Genomic DNA, 17,479 nt, shown 5'->3' on the forward strand with positions numbered 1-17,479 from the left:
GGGCGCCCCTCTCTCCGAGAGGCACCCCATGCCCCAGCTGATCACCGAGGCCAACGAGCTCGCCACCGCGGGCGTCACGATCTCGCACCTGTCGAAGAGCTTCGGCAGCAACCTCGTGCTCGACGACATCTCCATGACCGTCGCACCCGGCAGCGTCACGGCGCTCATCGGGCCGTCGGGGTCGGGCAAGAGCACGCTCCTGCGGTGCGTGAACCTGCTCGAGCAGCCCGACCGGGGCACGGTCACCGTCGGCTCGACGACCATCGAGGCCGGCGCGAAGGTCACCGACCGCGCGCTGCTCGCGCTGCGCCGTCAGGTGGGCATGGTGTTCCAGTCCTTCAACCTGTTCCCGCACATGACGGTGCTGCGCAACGTCGCCTACCCGCAGGAGAAGATCCTCGGCCGCTCGCGTGCCGAGGCCGAGGAGCGCGCCCTCACCCTGCTGGAGCGGGTCGGCCTGCGCGACAAGGCGCAGCAGCACCCCGGCCGCTGCTCCGGCGGGCAGCAGCAGCGCATCGCCATCGTGCGGGCGCTCGCCCTGAACCCCCGCGCGATGCTGTTCGACGAGCCCACGAGCGCACTCGACCCGGAGGTCGGCGTCGAGGTCCTCGCGGTGATGCGCGAGCTCGCCGACAGCGGCATGACGATGATCGTCGTCACCCACGAGATGCAGTTCGCGCGGGACGTGTCCGACCACCTCGTGGTGATGGCCGACGGTCACATCATCGAGGAGGGCGACCCTCGCGCGATCATGGCCGCGCCGAGCCAGGAGCGCACGCGCCGCTTCCTCTCGGCCGTCCTGGAGCGCTGAGGTGGAGGCCGTCGTCGCGGTCCTGCTCGGACTGCCCATGACTCTCCTCGTGACCGCCGCCGCTTTCGCGATCGGTCTGGTCGGGGGCATCCCGTTGATGCTCGGCCTGCGCTCGCGCCACCGCGTCGTGCGCCTGTCCGTGCGCTTCGTCGTCGACCTCATCCGCGGCATCCCGCCGATCGTGTGGCTGTTCGTGCTGTTCTTCGGGGTCTCGATCGGTGCGTTGCGGTTCAACGCCCTCGCGGCCGCGATCGTCGGTCTCGGGATCATCTCGGCGGCCTACCTCGCCGAGATCTACCGCGGAGGCTTCGCGACGCTCCCCGCCGGCCAGACCGAGGCGGCCCGCGCCCTGGGTCTCGGACGCCGCTCGACCTTCGTGCGGGTGCTGGCGCCGCAGGCGGCCCGCACGGCCCTGCCCTCGGTCACGACCTTCCTGCTCGCGCTGCTGAAGGACTCCTCGATCGCGTCCACGATCGGCGTCACCGACATGGTCTTCGCCGCCAACACGTTCGTGCGCCAGAACCCCATGACGGCCGGCCTCACCCCGTTCTTCGTCGCCGCCGCCGTGTACGTGGCGATCAGTATCCCGCTGGCCATCGTCGCCCGCCGGCTCGATGCGCGCATGAGAAGGAGCGCCTGATGGACCTCTCGCTGTACCTGCCGCGCCTGCTCGACGGACTCGGCGTCAGCCTGCAGCTCACCGCTCTCTCGGTCGTCTTCGGGTACGCCCTCGGACTCGTCTTCGCGCTCGGGGTGTCTTCCATCCACCGGGGCCTGCGCTGGCCCGCGCTCGTCGTGGTCGAGGTCGGGCGCGGCATCCCGGCTCTCGTGGTGCTGTACATCGTCTACTACGGCCTGCCCGCGGTGGGGGTGCTGTTCACCAACTTCTGGGCCGCGGCGGCCGGTCTGACCTTCACCGTCGCCGCCTATTCGTCCGAGATGATCCGCGCCGGCATCCAGTCCGTGCCGCGTGGTCAGGGGGAGGCGGCGGCAGCGCTCGGGCTCTCGCGGCTGCCGACCTTCGCCCGGGTGATCCTCCCGCAGGGCCTGCGTTCGTCGATCCCGGCCCTCATGGGCCTGGCGATCCAGTCGTTCCAGGGGACGTCGCTGGCGTATTCGATCTCGGTCAACGAGCTGATGAGCCAGGCGTACCAGGTGAGCTCGCTCACGTTCGCGTACCTCACCGTCTACGTCGTGACCGGTGTCATCTACGCCGTGATCGCGGTTCCCGCCACGTGGGCGTCGGTGTGGGTCGAGCACCGTCTTGCGAGAGGTCACGCATGATGCGCCTGACCTGGATCGAGGCGACGGTGGGCGACCCCGCCCACGCGCCCCTGTGGGAGCTGCTCGCGGCCCACGTCGAGCGACTGGCCGCGGGGCGCGCGCAGGTGCGGCTCCGTCACGTCGACACCGACGCCGGCGGCATCCGCACCCCGGCCAACCGACTCCTCAGCGACGCGGCCGTGCTCGCGACGGCTCTCGACGCGCACGGCGCCAGTGACGCCATCGTCGTCGGCTGCTGGGGAGCGCCGACCGCGGCCGTCCGCGACGCGGTGTCGGTCCCGGTGTCGACCCTGACGGATGCCGTGGCACGCACGGCCGGCTCTCTCGCCCGGCGCGCGGCCGTCATCACCGTCGCCCCCGTCCTCGCGCCCTTGTTCGCCGACGACCTCGCGGCCCACGGCGCACCCGGCCTGCCCGTCACGGCCTACGCGCCCGAGTCGACCCTCGCCGACGTCACGCGCGCGGTCACCGACCCCGGTGACCTCATCGCGCGGTTCGACACCGCGGCGCGCTCCGCCGTGGAGGAGGGAGCGGATGCCGTCATCGCGGGCTGCGCCTACCTGGGCGCCCTCTTCGCGGCGCACGGCTACACCGCCGTCGGCGGCGCCCCCGACGTGCCGGTGTGGGATCCGAACGCGCTCGCGATGGAGCACGTGCTCTCGCTCGCACGACTCGCGGAGGCCGGTATCCGCCCGACCGACCGCGGCTACCCCCGACCCCACGGCGACCGGGCGAGAGCGCTCGCCGCCGCAGCCCGACGCCTCGACGGAACCCCGTCACCCGAAAGGACACCCGCATGACCCGTTACTGCGTGATCGGAGCCGGCGCGGCCGGCATCTCGACCCTCCAGCGCCTGCGCGCGGCCGGCTACGACGCCGACTGCTTCGAGAAGACCGACCGGGTCGGCGGTCACTGGCACACCGACTACGACGCGCTGCACCTCATCACCTCGCGCGACATGACCGGCTTCGAGGGCTTCCCCATGCCGAAGGAGTACCCGCACTTCCCGCGCCGCGACCAGGTGCGCGCCTACCTCGAGTCGTACGCGCGCGAGCACGGCCTGTACGACGTCATCCGCTTCGAGACCGCGGTGGTCTCGGTCGTGCCGCGCCCGAGCGACGGGCCCACCGGCTCGGCCGGGTGGACGGTCACGCTCGACACCGGCGAGAGCATCGACTACGACGGCGTCTTCGTCGCGAACGGCCACCTCTGGGATCAGAAGGTCCCCGCCATCGCGGCGGACTTCACGGGGACGCAGGTGCACTCCGGCTCGTACCGCAACACCGGCGACATCGAGGGCACGCGTGTGCTCGTGGTGGGGGCGGGCAACTCCGGATGCGACCTGGCCGCCGACGCCGCGCAGCACCGGCTGGAGGTCGACATCGTCATCCGCGAGGGTGTGTACTTCCAGCCGAAGAGCTACTTCGGGGTGCCTCGGCAGGAGATCCCCTGGATGGGGCAGTTCGCGCCCGATGAGCAGGACCTCATCGCCCGCCTGCTCGCCCGCGTGTCGATCGGCGAGGCGAAGGACTACCCGGGCCTGCCGGAGCCGGCGTACCGCACGCTCGCCGAGGGCCGCACGGTCGTGAACGAGCTGCTGCTGTACTGGGTGCAGCACGGCCGCATCGGCGTGCGCCCGGGTATCGAGCGCATCGAGGGGCGCACCGTGCACTTCGCCGACGGCGAGGCGCGCGAATACGACACGATCCTGTGGGCGACCGGCTTCCACGCCTCGCTGCCGTTCCTCGACGACGCGCTCGTGCCGCGGCGCAACGGCGTTCCGCTGCGCTTGGCGGCCGGGATCGTCCCCGTCGGGCTCGACAAGCTGTACTACATCGGCCTCTCCGCGCCGCGCGGCCCGCAGATCCCCGTTTACGGGGTGCAGGCCGCACTCGCGCTGCGCATGCTCGCGCTGCACGAAGCCGCGCCCGGTGGATACGTGCCGCTCGCGGCATACCTCGCGGGCCTGCAGGACGACGATGATCGCATCGACATCGTGCGGGCGGTCTGGAACGACCAGCTCGCCGACACCGAGCGGCTGCTCGACGCGTTCGTGCTCGCCCAGGCGGAGCCCGCGGTCAGCCCGGTGTGACGCGGCGCCGGGCTCAGTGCCCGGCGCCGAGACCGCCGGTCAAGCGTCTATGGAAGGCTGCGGCATCCGCGTTCATGCCCTCGAGCTCCACCGTCGTGCCGAGGTGCGCGTACTTCGTCTGCACGGCATCCAGGGCCGCGACCGTCGAGGCGTCCCACACGTGCGAACGCGAGAGGTCGATGACGACGCGCGCCGGGTCGCGGTGGTACGCGAACTTGGTGGTCAGGTCGTTGCTCGACGCGAAGAACAGCTCGCCCTCGACGACGTAGCGGGCGGTCTCGCCGTCAACGGTACGGGTGACGCTCGTCAGCGAAGCCACACGTCGCGCGAACAGCACGGCGGCGGCGACCACGCCCACACCGACGCCGATCGCGAGGTTGTGCGTCCACACCGTGACCGCGACGGTCAGCACCATCACGACGGTCTCGCTGACCGGCATCCGGCGGAGGGTGGAGGGGCGGATGCTGTGCCAGTCGAAGGTCGCGACCGACACGACGATCATCACGGCCACGAGCACGGCCATCGGGATGATGGCCACGACGTCGCCGAACACGAGCACGAGGATCAGCAGGAACACGCCCGCGAGGAACGTCGAGATGCGGGTGCGGGCACCCGAGGCCTTGACGTTGATCATCGTCTGGCCGATCATCGCGCAGCCGCCCATGCCGCCGAACAGGCCCGACAGCACGTTCGCGGCGCCCTGACCGAGCGACTCCCGCGTCTTGGACGACGGGGTGTCGGTGATGTCGTCGACGAGCGCGGCGGTCATGAGCGACTCGAGCAGTCCCACGATCGCCATCGCGATGGCGAACGGGAAGATGATCGCGAGCGTGTCCAGGGTCAGCGGCACGTTCGGCAGGAGCAGGGCGGGCAGGCTCTCGGGCAGCGCGCCCTGGTCACCGACCGTCGGCACGGAGATGCCGAAGACGACCGCGGCGCCGGTCAGCAGCACGATCGCCACGAGCGGCGCGGGCACGGCCGTGGTGAGCCGCGGCATGAGGTACATGATCGCGAGCCCCGCCGCGGCGATCGGGTAGACCGCCCACGGCACACCGATCAGCTGCGGCACCTGCGCGGTGAAGATGAGGATGGCCAGCGCGTTCACGAACCCGACCATGACGCTGCGCGGGATGAACCGCATGAGCTTGGCGACGCCGAGGAGGCCCAGGACGGCCTGCAGGATGCCACCGAGGATCACCGTCGCGAGCAGGTAGTCGACGCCGTGCTCACGGGCGACGGGCGCGATGACGAGCGCGATCGCCCCGGTCGCCGCCGAGATCATGGCGGGGCGACCGCCGAGGAAGGCGATCGCGACCGCCATGACGAACGACGAGAACAGCCCGAGCCGCGGGTCGACCCCCGCGATGATCGAGAACGCGATCGCCTCGGGAATGAGGGCGATGGCCACGACGAGCCCGGCGAGCACCTCGCGGGTGAGCAGGCGGGGCGAGCGGAGGGCCTGAATCACGGTCGGTTCGGGGCGTGCGGCGACGTCGGTCATGGGGGGCTCCCGGGAAGGATGGAACCCGCGCGCGGGCGGGGAAGAATAGAGGGGTCGCGCTCGCGACCGAGAGAGACTCTACCGTAACGAGAGGGTTGCGGGATGGGGGATGCCATGACCGCCGCGCGCCCGATGCAGATCGGTGAGCTCGCCGAGCGTACGGGGCTGTCGATCCGCACGCTCCGCCACTACGACGAGATCGGCCTGCTGCGCCCCTCGGCGCGCACCGACGGCGGCTTCCGCCTCTACACCGCCGACGACGAATCGCGCCTGCTGCTCATCCGGCGCATGAAGCCGCTGGGGTACTCGCTCGAGCAGATGGGGGAGCTGCTGGCCGTCGTCGACGGCCTGGATACCGACCCCGCCGACGCCACGCTCGCCGCACGGCTCGACGGCATCCGCGACGAGGCGCAGCGACGCCGCGAAGACCTGCGCCGCAAGCTCGCCGCCGCCGAGGAGTTCGTCGCCCAGCTGGAGGCGCGATGACCGCCCACGACCTCACGCTCGAGGGCCACGGCATCCGTCTGACCCCCGCGCACCCCGACGATGCCGCCGAGGCATGGGCGTTGACGGATGCCGCGATGTGGGCCGGCATGACGACCCCGTGGCCCGCGTCGGCCGAGGCCTTCGCCGCGCACGTCGAGCGGCAGCGAGAGACGCCCGGGATGCTGGCGTTCACGGTGCGGGATGCCAAGACCTCTGGCATCCGCGGGTCGACGACGTTCTACGACTACGTGCCCGCGCAGAGGCGGGTCGAGATCGGCACGACCTGGTACGGCCGCGCCTTCCAGGGCGGGCGGACGAATCCGGCGGCGAAGCTGCTGCTGTTGGAGCACGCGTTCGACGTGTGGGGCCTCAACCGAGTCGCGCTGCGGTGCCACAGCCGGAACGACCGCAGCGCGCGCGCCATTCAGCGACTCGGCGCGGTGCCGGAGGGGCGCCTGCGCCGTCACCGGGTGAACGGCGACGGCAGCGTCGGCGACACCCTGTACTTCTCGATCCTGCGCGAGGAGTGGCCCGCGGTCCGTGCCGGCCTCGAGGAGCGTCTGCGCGACTGAGCCGACGCCGTCATCGCCTGAACCCGGGCGATCACTGTGGCGGGAGCCGTGCGAGATCCCTGAGCCCGACGAGTGCGGCGACGGGTTTGAGCAAGACGATCTCACCGAAACGGTGGTCGGCCCCGCGGCGCAGCCGTTCGGCGAGGTCAGGCCGAAGCCGCCACAAGTAGGCGCGCCCCTTCTCCGCGTGAAGGGAGTTGGAGACGATCTTGACGGACTCGGCACGCTCGATCAGCGGGACAGCGTTCTGGATGTTCTCCCACGTCGTTCGGCTCTGGGTATCGAGCAGGATGGTCCCGGTGAATCCGCGTCGGTGCGCGTACTCGCTCAGCACCTCTGCCTCCGAAACCGGGCCCGCGACACCGCCTCCGCACAAGACCAGCATTCGTTCGCCCGCGTCAGGATGGAACGATCGCAACCCCGCTCGCAACCGATAGCGGTTGACGTGATTCGCTCGACTCCCGCGGTTGCGGTACCCGAGGACCACGACGGCCTCCGAGGCGGGCGGGCGCTCCGAACGACAGCCGAGCCTGCGACCCGACGCCCGAGCGTGTGCGAGGTCCGCGGACACCACGACAGCGAGCACGACCCCCACGACAAGCACTACAGCGCGACGCACCATGCCCAGAGGTTACCCAGACCCGCAGTCGGCGATGACGACCGACGACTTCGTCGGACATGCCCTCTGCCGCGGCGGCGCGACGCCTGCTCTGACAGAATCCTCCCGTGACCGACGAGACCACCCCGAGAACTCGACACACCGCCCGCGTCCTCGTGTTCGACGAGAACGGTGCCCTGCTGCTGATGAAGCAGCACTGGGGCCGGCGCGTGCGTCCCGCGCGCTGGCTCACGGTCGGCGGCGGGATCGATCCGGGGGAGGATGCCGCGACCGCGGCCGTACGCGAACTGTACGAGGAGACGGGACTCACGGCGGATGCCGTCGGCGAGCCGGTCGCGTACCGCGAGATCGTGCTGCCCCCGGCCGAGGAGTACGAGCGTCGCACCGCGGTGTACTTCGTGCTGCGCACCCCGCGGTTCGAGATCGCCCGAGACGCGTGGACCGAGAGCGAGAAGGACGACATCGTCGACGTGCGCTGGTTCACGCCGGCCGAGCTCGCCGCTTCCGACGACGACTTCGACCCCGAGGACGTCCGCGCAATCGTGGCCGAGATCGGGGGAGCGCCCCGTGGCTGACCTCGACTTCGTGCTGCGTCTGCTGCTGGCCGCCGGATGCGGCGCCGTCATCGGCCTCGAGCGGCAGTACCGCTCCCGCACCGCCGGCCTGCGCACGCAGGCGCTCGTGGCGATGGGGGCGGCCGCGTTCGTGCTGTTCGGCAGCGAGCTGGGCGTCGGTCAGGGGTCGCTGCAGATCGTGGCGTACGTCGTGTCGGGCGTCGGGTTCCTGGGCGGTGGTGTGATCCTGCGTCAGGGGCTGTCGGTGCAGGGTCTGAACACGGCCGCCACGCTCTGGTGCTCCGCGGCCGTCGGGTGCCTCGCCGCCGGGGGACTGGTGGTGCCGGCGCTGGCGATGACCGTGCTCGTGCTCGTCGTGCACCTGCTGCTGCGCCCCCTGGGTCGTCTGGTCGACCGCGCGCCCGATGCCCATGCCGAGACGATCGGCGCGTTCGTGCTGACCGTGCGTGCGCTCGACGAGCGCGAGCAAGAGGTTCGAGAGCTGCTGTCCGACGCCCTGGAGTCGCCCGACATCCTCGTGCACGCCATGTCGAGCCACCCCGATGGGCCTGCGGAGAAGGGCGTGGTCGTCCTCGAGGCCGAGCTGCTCGTCGAGGGCGACGCCGCCGAACTGCTCGACGCGGTGCTGACACGGATGTCGCGAGACACGGGCGTGCGCGAGATGTCGTGGCGGGCCGACGACACCCCGCTCGAGGTGCGCAGCCGCCCCCGACTCGGGCGGGCCTGACCGCCGTGTAAGATCGTCTGTTGGAAGTGTGTCCGAGCGGCCTAAGGAGCATGGCTGGAATCCATGTAGGCGGGGTAACTCGCCTCGCAGGTTCAAATCCTGTCACTTCCGCCACGAGATGAGCCCCGCCCTCACGGGTGGGGCTCATCTGCATTCTGCGGGCCGACCATGGAGAGCTTCAGTGCAGCGATCTCGCCGGCTGACCAGCCCTCGCGCGTCTCTGCCTCCGGCGCCGTAACGACCTTGTCGAACATGCGGATCAACGGTCCGAGGTCCTGTTGATCGGACCCCGCGCGTGCCGCGAGATGGTTCTCCTCGCCGTGGACGGGGCGCCAGTCGAGTTGCCACCCAGCTGCCAACGCGACGCGATTCCAGTAGATGCGCTGCACCCGCCCATTTCCCTCTCGGAAGGGGTGGACGTCCTTGATCTTCTCGTAGTGGTAGGCGAGTTGCTCGACGAACTCTTCGCGGCGTAGGCCGACAAGGTGGGCGTCCTCAGCCAGCTCGCCGAAACAGATGCTCGCCGCTCGCTCGATATATCCGACGGGGAGGAAGAACTCGGCACCCGGCACGTTCTTCCGAACGTCGATCGTCCTCACCTGCCCCGCCCGATCGTAGACATCCTGGAACAGGTGAAGGTGGATCCGCATCAGCTCCTGCAGATCGTTCGTCGCCGGAACTGGCTCGTCGAGCAGTTGAAGTGCTCGCACGAAGGAGAGATCAGCTTCGGCGGCGCTGAGATCCACGGGGGAGGTCAGCCCGAGACGATTCCGCAGGACGTTCGTTCCCGGGATGAGATACGGGTCGACAATCTCAGGAGAGGCCATATCGGGTGCGCACCCGATCGACGAGCTCGGTCGAGTCGATCGTCCCGGCAACGTACGCGTCTGCGTCGGTGAGGGTCGCATTGCTGATGCGCAGCCCTTCGATCTCGGCGCTGTGGATTGCCGCCTCGACGTTCTTCGCCCGCGCTGCGGTGGTCTTCATCTCCACTCCCGTCCGTTCCATCCCAGTCTACGAGCCAGGGCGGACTCTCAGCGGAGCCCCGGCGCATACCGCGTGATCATCGGCGCGATGCAGCGCAGTCGCGCCCGCGAATACGCTCGCCTGTGTGAGTGACGACGTCAGAAACGTGTACGAGGCTTTGTCGACGATCAGCGAGCACTGGCAGCCTCACCGATTGACGAGCATCAACGACTACGACGTGAAGGTCGTGAAGCTCCAGGGAGAGTTCGTCTGGCACACCCACCCCGACACCGATGAACTCTTCCTCGTGGTGAGCGGAGAGCTGACGATCCAGCTCCGCGATCGTGACGTCGTGCTCGGACCGGGCGATGTCTTCGTCGTGCCGCAAGACGTCGAGCACTGTCCCAAAGCCGCTGACGAGGTGCACGCGATCCTCTTCGAGCCCAAGGGCACCGTCAACACGGGAGACGCGGGCGGCGACATGACGGCTGAGCTGCGGGAGTTCGTCTAAAACCTTGCTCGGCGGACCGCCGCGAGAACCTCCGACGGAGTCGTTTCGGTGATGTCGGGGGTCCACGTGGGCGACCACGGTCTCGAATGACTCACCCACGCTGTCGAGATGCCCGCCGCGCGTGCGCCGGACATGTCGGCAATCGGGTGATCTCCGACCATCCACGGCACCGCTGTTCCCGACCCGTACCGCAGCGCCGACTCGAAGATCAGTCGATCGGGTTTTTTGGCGCCGACTTCTTCGGAGATGAGGGCGGCATCGATCAATGTGTCCAAGCCTGAGGCGGTGATCTTCCGCTTCTGCTGAACGGTATTGCCGTTGGTCACGATCACCAGTGCGGCCCCGGCGTTCTTGAGCAGCCGCAGCTCGGACAGCACATTGCCATAGCAGCGTGTGTGCGTCACGACCCCGTCACGCATGGCACTGACCAGGCTCTCGGGCGACTGCGTGCACCCGAAGCGGTCGATGATGTCCACCGCCAATTCGGCGCGAGCGCGATAGCCGCCCATATCCTGCGCGACCAGCCAGTCGACGTCGTCGCGGTCGCCGCCCATCGACGACACGAACTCCTCCGCCCACCGAGTGAATGCACCGTCACGATCGACCAGGGTGTTGTCGAGGTCGAGCAGAAGTCGCACGCCGCCAGAGTAGCCGCGGTGCATGTCGTGAGCGCCGTCCGTTGCGTCAGAGTTTCGCCCAGGCTGCCGACGGGGAGCGTTCGACCCTGTCCCGGCGTGTCACGACTTCGCCGCCCGGGGCACCTCGACGGCCAAGACGACCGCGACCAGGCCGAGCATGCTTCCCGTGACGCGGCGCTGCCAGCGCAGCCAGGCGGGGCGGGAGGCGATGAAGCCCGCGATCGACCCGGCCGCGAGCACGATGGTCGCGTTGACGATCAGACTCCCGACGATCTGGATGCCACCCAGGGCGAAGCCCTGGGCGACGGTGTCGCCGGCGTGCGTGTCGACGAACTGGGGGATGAGTGCGAGGTACATCACCGCGGCCTTGGGATTGAGCAGGTTGGTGACGAGCCCCATCCGGAACGGCTTGCCCGGGGAGTCGGGGGCGAGCGGACGGGTCTCGAACACGCCGATCCCGCCCGGGCGCAGTGTCTTCCACGCCAGGAAGGCCAGGTACAGCACGCCGGCTGCCTTCAGTCCGATGTAGAGCCACGGAACGACGACGAACACGACCGCCAGCCCGAGGTTCGCCATCGTCATGTAGACGACGAACCCGACGCCGGTGCCGGCGAGGGAGATCAGGCCGGCTGTACGTCCCTGTGCGATGCTGCGAGAGACGAGGGAGATCATGTTCGGGCCCGGCGTGAGCACCATGACGAGAGCGGCCGGGGCGATGCCGCCCGCAGCGCTCCACGAGACAGCATCGAACATCTTCTCCCCGCAATCGGCTCTCGACACGTCGACGTCGCCCACGGTGCTGTAACGCCCTAATGCAGCACAACCCTTACCTCGGCGTGCTCGTTCGACAGCGTCTAGCGACCGACCGGCTCCGACGCCGCGGTCGCCTCGCCCGAGCGGACGAAGAGCGAGCGCGGCAGCAGGCGCGCGACGATCCGGCGGGCCACAGGGGCCCCGGCTGTCAGCCGCTCGCGCACGCTCTCGACGGCGGCCGCCAACCTCGCGCCGGTCGACGGATCGATCGCGTCCTCGGCGTAGCTGACCCGTTCCAGCGCCTCGCGCAGCGTGTCGACGTCATCGGTGTCGGCACCGTGCTCGTGAGAAAGACGCGCAGCGAAGGCACGGGGCGACTCGGCGCCGGGGGCGGGGATGCCGAGGTCCACGGCATCCTCTCGCATCGCCGTCCAGGCGGCGATGGGGTCGCCGGCGCGCGCGGCGCGCAGACGCCCGCGTCGGCGCACCGACCGCAGCACCGCCGGGGCCGCAGCCAGGAGCACGAGGAGCACACCGCCGAGAGTCGCGGGAATCCACGACGCCCCCGCGCCGGAGGCGGCACCGGTGCCGACACCGTTCTGCTCGCCCACGTCGAGGGCACCGCCCTGCGTGGGCGCCGTCGAGGGCTGGCTGTTCGGGGTCGCGGCATCCTGCTGCGGAGTCGACGGGGCGCTCGAGGCGCCGTTCGGCGACGAGGGAGTGAAGCTCGTCGGCACGCCGAGGCTGTTGGTCGGCTCGAACGGCACCCAGCCGATGCCGTCGAAGTACACCTCGGGCCACGCGTGCAGCTGGCTGGAGCTGACGGTGAAGGTCATCTGCCCCTGCGTCTGAGGACCGGTCGCCGTGCCGGGGAGGTATCCCACCACGATGCGGGAGGGCATGCCGAGCGTGCGCGCCATCACGGCGAAGGCCGAGGCGTAGTGCACGCAGTACCCCGATCGCACCTGCAGGAAGTCGGCGACGGCATCCAGCCCGGCGCCGTCGAAGCCGGCTTCGACGGGGGCATCGAGCGAGTAGCGGAAGGCGCTGCTGCGGAACCACGTCTGCAGGGCGATCAGTGCGTCGTACGGGTCCTGGGTGCCCGCCGTGACCTCGCGCGCGGTGTCGCCGATGATCGCCGGAACCTCGGCGGGAAGGGCGAGCACCGCATCACCGAGGTTCGCGCCCCCCACCGACCGGGCACGGATCTGCTCGAGCGACGGGCGTGGCACCGTCGACTGCACCTGGTACACCTGGTCGCGCGTGGAACCCGCGCGCGAGACGACGGTGCGGTTCTGCGGGAGCCCGAGCCAGTCGCCCTGCAGGCCGGTCACGGTGGATGCCGGGTAGGGCAGGGGCAGCCACGGGCTGTCGAGCTGATCGATGTCGATATCTGTGGTCCAGTCGTCCACCGCGATACCGTCGTCGACGACGAGAGGGTCGAAGACGGGCGCGTCGTCGCGCACCGGCACGGTGTCGGAGCTGTCGGGCTGCCACACCGACCCGTCGAAGCTCGACAGGGTCACCGCGCGCAGGTACGGCGGTGTCGGACCGGTCGTGCGCACGGTCAGCACCTCGACCTCGCGCGGCTGACGCAGGTCGTTGCCGAGCTCGAGGTTCGGGTTGATGGTGGTGCCCGCCCCACCGCTGCCGCCCGTGGCGAAGCGCAGCCCCGGTTGGGGGAGCAGCGGAGTGGCGACGACCGCGACGATCACGGCCACCGCCGCGACTCCTAGCGCCGTCGCCGACGCCCCGACACGTCGCGTAGAGCGGGGCGGGCGCGCCGACGGCTCGATCAACGAGCGCGCGCGGGTGTCGACGCGCAGCAGGAACAGCACGGCCACGGCCAGCAGAACGAAGGCCACCACGTCGACGTCGGACGGGATCGCGATGGTGGGGATGAGGGAGACGGCCACCAGTCCCACCGCCGCGAGCAGCGGCATACGGGCCGTCAGCACCACGTGGTCGAGCACGACGGCGAGTGCGCCGACCGCGGCGACGAGCAAGAAGCTCAACCCGAAACCGGGGACGACGGGGGCGACACCCACCCGGATCTCTTCGGCGGCGGCGTCGAGCAGACCGGGAACGGATGCCACCGTGGCCGGTGTCGGGATCACGCCCAGCACGGCGCTGGACCGGCCGGAACAGCGCGGTCAGCACCAGCACCCAGACGACGACCTCGACGACGCTGGCGACGAAGGCGGGAAGGCGCGAGAGACGCACGCACAGGCCGGCAGCGAGCACCGCCGCGACCGAGCCCGCCGCCTGCACGACCCATGACCCGGGGGCGATGACCGAGAACGCGGGCAGCATCGCGGCCGCGAGGGCGGCGAACAGCCCGAGGGTGAGCAGGAGGGCGTCGCGGCGGCGACGAGGGGAGCGCAGCACCGTCACGTCAGCGTCCGACACGCGCGTACCCCTGTTCGATCGCGTCGTCCCAGCCCGCGGCGACATCGCCGCCGGGAGGCAGCACCGCCGCTCGCCACCCCGCGCGCCGGAGCACGTCGAGGTCGGCGCGTTCGTCGACGACCAGCAGGAGGGGCAGCCCCGAGCGCTGCGCAGCAGCCCCGAGCAGTGCACGGTCGTCGTCCAGCAGGACGCCGGTGATCACGACGAGAGGACCGAGGAGCGCCGTGGCCGAGGCGGGAAGCACCCGGCGCGACGCGTCGTCGGGGCGTGCCGTGAGCGTCGCGAACAGCGCGGCGCATGCCCGGGCGGCCGGGTCGTCGCCGCCCTCGACGGGCTCGATCAGCAATGTGCCGTCGCTGTCGACGACGTCGACGGTGAAGCCTTCGTGCACGAGGCGCGCGAGCGTGGAGACGCACGCGGTCACCGCCGTCTCGAACGCGGGGTCGCGGCCCGGTGCCTCGGCGGCGGACGGTGACCATCGCGACACCGCCCGGTCGAACACGACGGTCGCGGCGGGGCTGGACTCCTGCTCCTCTTGGCGCACCATGAGCGTGTCGCGATGCGCGGTCGCCCGCCAGTGGATGCGCCGCATCGAGTCGCCCGGGGCATAGGGGCGCGCGACGAGGTTGTCGGCTCCCTGCCCGAGCTGCAGTGCGGCCGTCTGGCGTGTGCCCCCGGCTTCTCCCGGCGTCGAGACGAGCGGGGCGAGGTCGACGACCGCCGGAGACACGGTGACCGGCGTCGTCCGCCCGAGACGCACGCGCCGTCGCACCAGCCCGAACGGATCGGTGACGGTCACCTCGAGCGGGCCGAGCGCGTGCACGCCGCGGATGGTGCCGACGACCTCGTACCGCAGCGTCACGGCCGCAGCGACAGGGAACGTCCCCTCGGCGCGCCCGTCGAGGCCCGAGGGAAGCTCGTCGCGCCAGCGGCCGGCCGGGGCGGGAAGGGCGCTGCGCAGACCGGCGCGCACGACGATCGTCGCGGAGGCTCCGACCTCGGGGACGTCGGGCGAGACCGCGCGCGTGACCGCGACGGCGTCGCGGACGAGCAGCAGCGCGGCCGCGGACCCGGCGAGGAGCGCCGCCAGGAGCGTGCCGAAGTACATCAGTTCGGGGATTCCGGCGCGCTGCGCCACGACGAACGCGGCGATCGCCAGCAGCAGCGCCCCCGTGCCCCGCAGGGTGAGCGGCCAGAGTCGTCTCACGTCGGACTCACGGGCGCGGCGCCAGCGGAACGCGCACGCTCGCCGCGATGCGCTCCAGCGCATCGGCGACCACCGCGGCACCGGCGCGTCCGCCCGCGGCGGAGCGGTTGGCGATCAGGCGGTGAGCGAACACGGGCGACAGCAGTGCCGTGATGTCGTCGGGGATGACGTACGACCGGCCGTCGAGAGCGGCGCGCACCTTCGCGGCGCGCACGAGCTGCAGCGTCGCCCGGGGGCTCGCGCCCAGGCGGATGTCGGGGTGCGAGCGCGTGGCCTGCGCCAGCGCCACGACGTACTCCTCGAGGGCAGGGGCCACGTGCACCCCGCGGGCCCAGGCGATCATCGCCGTCACCTGGCGCGCCGAGACGACAGGCGCGAGCGCGTCGAGCGGGTTGACGGTGTCGCGCTGTCGCAGCATGAGCGCCTCGGCGGCGGCATCGGGATACCCCATCGAGATGCGCAGCAAGAACCTGTCGCGCTGCGCCTCGGGGAGCGCGTACGTCCCCTCCATCTCGAGCGGGTTCTGCGTCGCCACCACGAGGAAGGGCGACGGCAGCACGTGCGTGCGACCGTCGACGCTCACCTGCCGCTCTTCCATCGCCTCCAGCAGCGACGACTGCGTCTTGGGCGAGGATCGGTTGATCTCGTCGGCGATGACGATGTGGGCGAACACCGCCCCGGGCGTGAACTCGAACTGCCGCTGCACCGGGTTGAACACCGACACTCCGGTGATGTCGCCGGGCAGCAGGTCGGGAGTGAACTGGATGCGGCGCACGTCGGCGTCGACGGTGGCGGCCAGGGCGCGTGCCAGCATCGTCTTGCCGACGCCGGGCACGTCTTCGATCAGCAGGTGGCCCTCGGCCAGCAGGGCGATGAGAGCGCTGCGCACGGCGTCGGGCTTGCCGTCGATGACGCGCGAGATGGATGCCACGATGTCGCCGGTGAGCCGGGCGAACGATGCCGTGGTGAGCGGTTCGTCGATCCCGGGTCGGGCCGGGGCGGTGTCGGCGCGGTGAACTCGCGAGATCGCTTCGGGCGTGACCGTCTCGTCCATGGCATCCCTCGGATCGCGTGGGCGGAGGCGCGTGGCGGCCACCGTGACCTGATCGTAACCCGGGTCGCCGACACCGAGGTCGGAAACGGGCGGGCGTTCAGGCGTCACTCGGCTGATGCACCGCCCCCTAGGATCGGGGAGCGTTGGTCCATCCGAGGAGCCCGTGCATGTCCGATGTCACCCCCTCCCTTCCCGCCTTCACCCACGTGCTCGCCGTCGACATCGGCGGGACCAAGGTCGACGCGGCCGTCGTGTCGCTCTCGGGCGAGGTCGTACGCGCGAGTGTCGCGCGCCGTCCGACCGGCCGCGACAACGATCGCGACACGATCGCCCGGAACGTGCGGGAGGTGGCCGAGACGGCGCTCGCGGCGGTCCCCGACGCGGTCGTCGGCGCGATCGGCGTCGGCAGCGCGGGGCCGGTCGACCTGGCCTCGCGCTCGGTGTCGCCGCTGAACCTGCCGCTGGCAGCGGGGCTTCCCATCGACGAGGTGCTCGGCGGTCTCGTCGACGGTCCCCTCCATCTCGCGCTCGACGGCACGTGCATCGCGCTCGCCGAGCACTGGCGGGGGGCGCTCGTCGGTTGCGACGACGCCATGGCGATCGTCGTGTCGACGGGCGTGGGCGGCGGGTTCGTCCTGGGCGGGCAGCCCGTCACGGGCGCCAGCGGCAACGCGGGCCACCTCGGCCAGATCTTCGTGCGCACGATCGAGGGCGACGAGGTCGTGGCATCCACTCTCGAGGCCGTCGCGGCCGGACCGGGGACGGTCGCCTGGGCTCAGCGGCAGGGGTGGCAGGGCGAGACCGGTCTCGACCTCGCGGCCGCCCACGCGGCGGGCGATCCGGTCGCGATCGCGGCCGTGAGCCGCTCGGCCACGGCCGTGGGGCAGGCGATCGCGGCGGCGGTGACGCTCTGCGACCTCGAGGCCGTCGCGATCGCGGGAGGCTTCTCGCAGGTCGCGCCCGACTACATCGACCAGGTGCGCGCGGCGGCGCAGGCCGCCTCGCTCCACGCCTACGCGCGACGCTGCCGCATCGTCGGCTCGGGCCTCGACGGCGACGGCCCGCTGCTGGGGGCGGCGGCCCTCGCGCTGCAGTCCTGAGGTTGAGTCTCCTTCAAGAGACCGCGGGACCGCGACCGCCCGCATGATCGCGTGGGGCGGTCAGCCCCTCGGCGCCGGGGCGGCAGGTCTCCTCGCGGAGGGGGTCGGTGTGGTCCCGGCCCTCCTGGTCGCGGCGGTGGTCAGCCTCGCCACGGCGGTGATTGCCGCGTTGCT

General features: G+C 71.0%; 20 protein-coding genes, 1 tRNA gene and 1 pseudogene. 12 read left to right on the forward strand and 10 right to left on the reverse strand.

The genetic code is table 11. From position 1 onward, the window contains the following. Positions 1–28 precede the first annotated feature (28 nt). Genes QE412_RS16885 through QE412_RS16905 form a run of 5 tightly spaced genes read left to right on the forward strand, consistent with a single transcriptional unit; the run spans position 29 to position 4,187 of the window. Positions 29–811 (forward strand): amino acid ABC transporter ATP-binding protein, encoded by a 783-nt coding sequence (locus QE412_RS16885; RefSeq protein ID WP_307486614.1) that lies wholly within the window; start codon positions 29–31, stop codon positions 809–811. Between the two features lies 1 nt (position 812). Beyond that, the gene (locus tag QE412_RS16890; RefSeq protein ID WP_307486616.1) at positions 813–1,451 is read left to right on the forward strand and encodes an amino acid ABC transporter permease; all 639 of its coding nucleotides are present in this window, start codon (positions 813–815) and stop codon (positions 1,449–1,451) included. Next, positions 1,451–2,095, forward strand: a complete 645-nt coding sequence (locus QE412_RS16895) for an amino acid ABC transporter permease (RefSeq protein ID WP_307486618.1) — start codon at positions 1,451–1,453, stop codon at positions 2,093–2,095. The genes QE412_RS16890 and QE412_RS16895 overlap by 1 nt, the downstream gene beginning before the upstream one ends. After that, positions 2,092–2,895 (forward strand): aspartate/glutamate racemase family protein, encoded by an 804-nt coding sequence (locus QE412_RS16900; RefSeq protein WP_307486620.1) that lies wholly within the window; start codon positions 2,092–2,094, stop codon positions 2,893–2,895. Before QE412_RS16895 ends, QE412_RS16900 begins: the two co-directional genes overlap by 4 nt. Next, entirely contained in the window at positions 2,892–4,187 is a 1,296-nt protein-coding gene (locus tag QE412_RS16905) for a flavin-containing monooxygenase (protein WP_307486623.1), read from the forward strand. The genes QE412_RS16900 and QE412_RS16905 overlap by 4 nt, the downstream gene beginning before the upstream one ends. Before the next feature lie 13 nt (positions 4,188–4,200). Here the strand turns inward: QE412_RS16905 and QE412_RS16910 are convergent, their stop codons facing one another. Continuing rightward, on the reverse strand, positions 4,201–5,688 hold the full coding sequence (locus QE412_RS16910; protein ID WP_307486625.1) for a SulP family inorganic anion transporter: 1,488 nt from the start codon (positions 5,686–5,688) through the stop codon (positions 4,201–4,203). Between the two features lie 102 nt (positions 5,689–5,790). Between QE412_RS16910 and QE412_RS16915 the strand changes: the two genes are divergently transcribed. Then, the gene (locus QE412_RS16915) at positions 5,791–6,174 is read left to right on the forward strand and encodes a MerR family transcriptional regulator (RefSeq protein ID WP_307486627.1); all 384 of its coding nucleotides are present in this window, start codon (positions 5,791–5,793) and stop codon (positions 6,172–6,174) included. Then, positions 6,171–6,746 carry a GNAT family N-acetyltransferase gene (locus QE412_RS16920; protein WP_307486629.1) on the forward strand — a complete coding sequence of 192 codons (576 nt, stop codon included), beginning with the start codon at positions 6,171–6,173 and terminating at the stop codon, positions 6,744–6,746. Before QE412_RS16915 ends, QE412_RS16920 begins: the two co-directional genes overlap by 4 nt. Before the next feature lie 31 nt (positions 6,747–6,777). On the opposite strand, the gene QE412_RS16925 is transcribed toward QE412_RS16920, so the two are convergent. Next, on the reverse strand, positions 6,778–7,368 hold the full coding sequence (locus tag QE412_RS16925) for a YdcF family protein (RefSeq protein ID WP_307486631.1): 591 nt from the start codon (positions 7,366–7,368) through the stop codon (positions 6,778–6,780). Positions 7,369–7,472: 104 nt separating this feature from the next. Between QE412_RS16925 and QE412_RS16930 the strand changes: the two genes are divergently transcribed. From QE412_RS16930 to QE412_RS16940, 3 genes are all read left to right on the forward strand, one after another. After that, complete coding sequence (locus tag QE412_RS16930; RefSeq protein ID WP_307486633.1) at positions 7,473–7,940, forward strand: NUDIX hydrolase; 468 nt, start codon at positions 7,473–7,475, stop codon at positions 7,938–7,940. Then, positions 7,933–8,667 carry an MgtC/SapB family protein gene (locus tag QE412_RS16935; RefSeq protein ID WP_307486636.1) on the forward strand — a complete coding sequence of 245 codons (735 nt, stop codon included), beginning with the start codon at positions 7,933–7,935 and terminating at the stop codon, positions 8,665–8,667. Before QE412_RS16930 ends, QE412_RS16935 begins: the two co-directional genes overlap by 8 nt. Before the next feature lie 22 nt (positions 8,668–8,689). Continuing rightward, positions 8,690–8,781, forward strand: a tRNA-Ser gene (locus tag QE412_RS16940). A gap of 17 nt (positions 8,782–8,798) precedes the next feature. Here QE412_RS16940 and QE412_RS16945 read toward each other — a convergent pair. Both QE412_RS16945 and QE412_RS16950 read right to left on the reverse strand, forming a co-directional pair. Beyond that, on the reverse strand, positions 8,799–9,413 hold the full coding sequence (locus QE412_RS16945) for a Fic/DOC family protein (protein WP_307486638.1): 615 nt from the start codon (positions 9,411–9,413) through the stop codon (positions 8,799–8,801). Positions 9,414–9,480: 67 nt separating this feature from the next. After that, positions 9,481–9,654, reverse strand: coding sequence for an antitoxin VbhA family protein (locus tag QE412_RS16950; RefSeq protein ID WP_307486640.1), 174 nt, complete (start codon positions 9,652–9,654; stop codon positions 9,481–9,483). A 124-nt stretch (positions 9,655–9,778) separates the two neighbouring features. Here QE412_RS16950 and QE412_RS16955 point away from each other — a divergent pair, with 124 nt between their 5' ends. Beyond that, positions 9,779–10,144, forward strand: coding sequence for a cupin domain-containing protein (locus tag QE412_RS16955; protein ID WP_307486643.1), 366 nt, complete (start codon positions 9,779–9,781; stop codon positions 10,142–10,144). On the opposite strand, the gene QE412_RS16960 is transcribed toward QE412_RS16955, so the two are convergent. The 6 genes and pseudogenes from QE412_RS16960 to QE412_RS16980 form a co-directional block, all read right to left on the reverse strand. Further along, on the reverse strand, positions 10,141–10,806 hold the full coding sequence (locus QE412_RS16960) for an HAD family hydrolase (RefSeq protein WP_307486644.1): 666 nt from the start codon (positions 10,804–10,806) through the stop codon (positions 10,141–10,143). The two genes, QE412_RS16955 and QE412_RS16960, sit on opposite strands and share 4 nt — an antisense overlap. Before the next feature lie 75 nt (positions 10,807–10,881). Next, the gene (locus tag QE412_RS16965; RefSeq protein WP_307486646.1) at positions 10,882–11,535 is read right to left on the reverse strand and encodes a LysE family translocator; all 654 of its coding nucleotides are present in this window, start codon (positions 11,533–11,535) and stop codon (positions 10,882–10,884) included. Positions 11,536–11,636: 101 nt separating this feature from the next. After that, entirely contained in the window at positions 11,637–13,652 is a 2,016-nt protein-coding gene (locus QE412_RS16970) for a transglutaminase TgpA family protein (protein WP_307486648.1), read from the reverse strand. A 61-nt stretch (positions 13,653–13,713) separates the two neighbouring features. Further along, positions 13,714–13,989: pseudogene (locus QE412_RS17805) on the reverse strand (hypothetical protein); the annotation flags it as partial. Continuing rightward, complete coding sequence (locus tag QE412_RS16975; protein ID WP_307486650.1) at positions 13,931–15,151, reverse strand: DUF58 domain-containing protein; 1,221 nt, start codon at positions 15,149–15,151, stop codon at positions 13,931–13,933. The gene QE412_RS16975 and the pseudogene QE412_RS17805, both read right to left, overlap by 59 nt. A gap of 7 nt (positions 15,152–15,158) precedes the next feature. Then, positions 15,159–16,205 carry an AAA family ATPase gene (locus QE412_RS16980; protein WP_307486652.1) on the reverse strand — a complete coding sequence of 349 codons (1,047 nt, stop codon included), beginning with the start codon at positions 16,203–16,205 and terminating at the stop codon, positions 15,159–15,161. Between the two features lie 167 nt (positions 16,206–16,372). Between QE412_RS16980 and QE412_RS16985 the strand changes: the two genes are divergently transcribed. Then, positions 16,373–17,305, forward strand: a complete 933-nt coding sequence (locus QE412_RS16985; RefSeq protein ID WP_307486654.1) for an ROK family protein — start codon at positions 16,373–16,375, stop codon at positions 17,303–17,305. The last annotated feature ends 174 nt before the right edge of the window (positions 17,306–17,479 follow it).

It is taken from the genome of Microbacterium trichothecenolyticum, assembly GCF_030818955.1.
GTDB classification, from domain to species: domain Bacteria; phylum Actinomycetota; class Actinomycetes; order Actinomycetales; family Microbacteriaceae; genus Microbacterium; species Microbacterium trichothecenolyticum_B.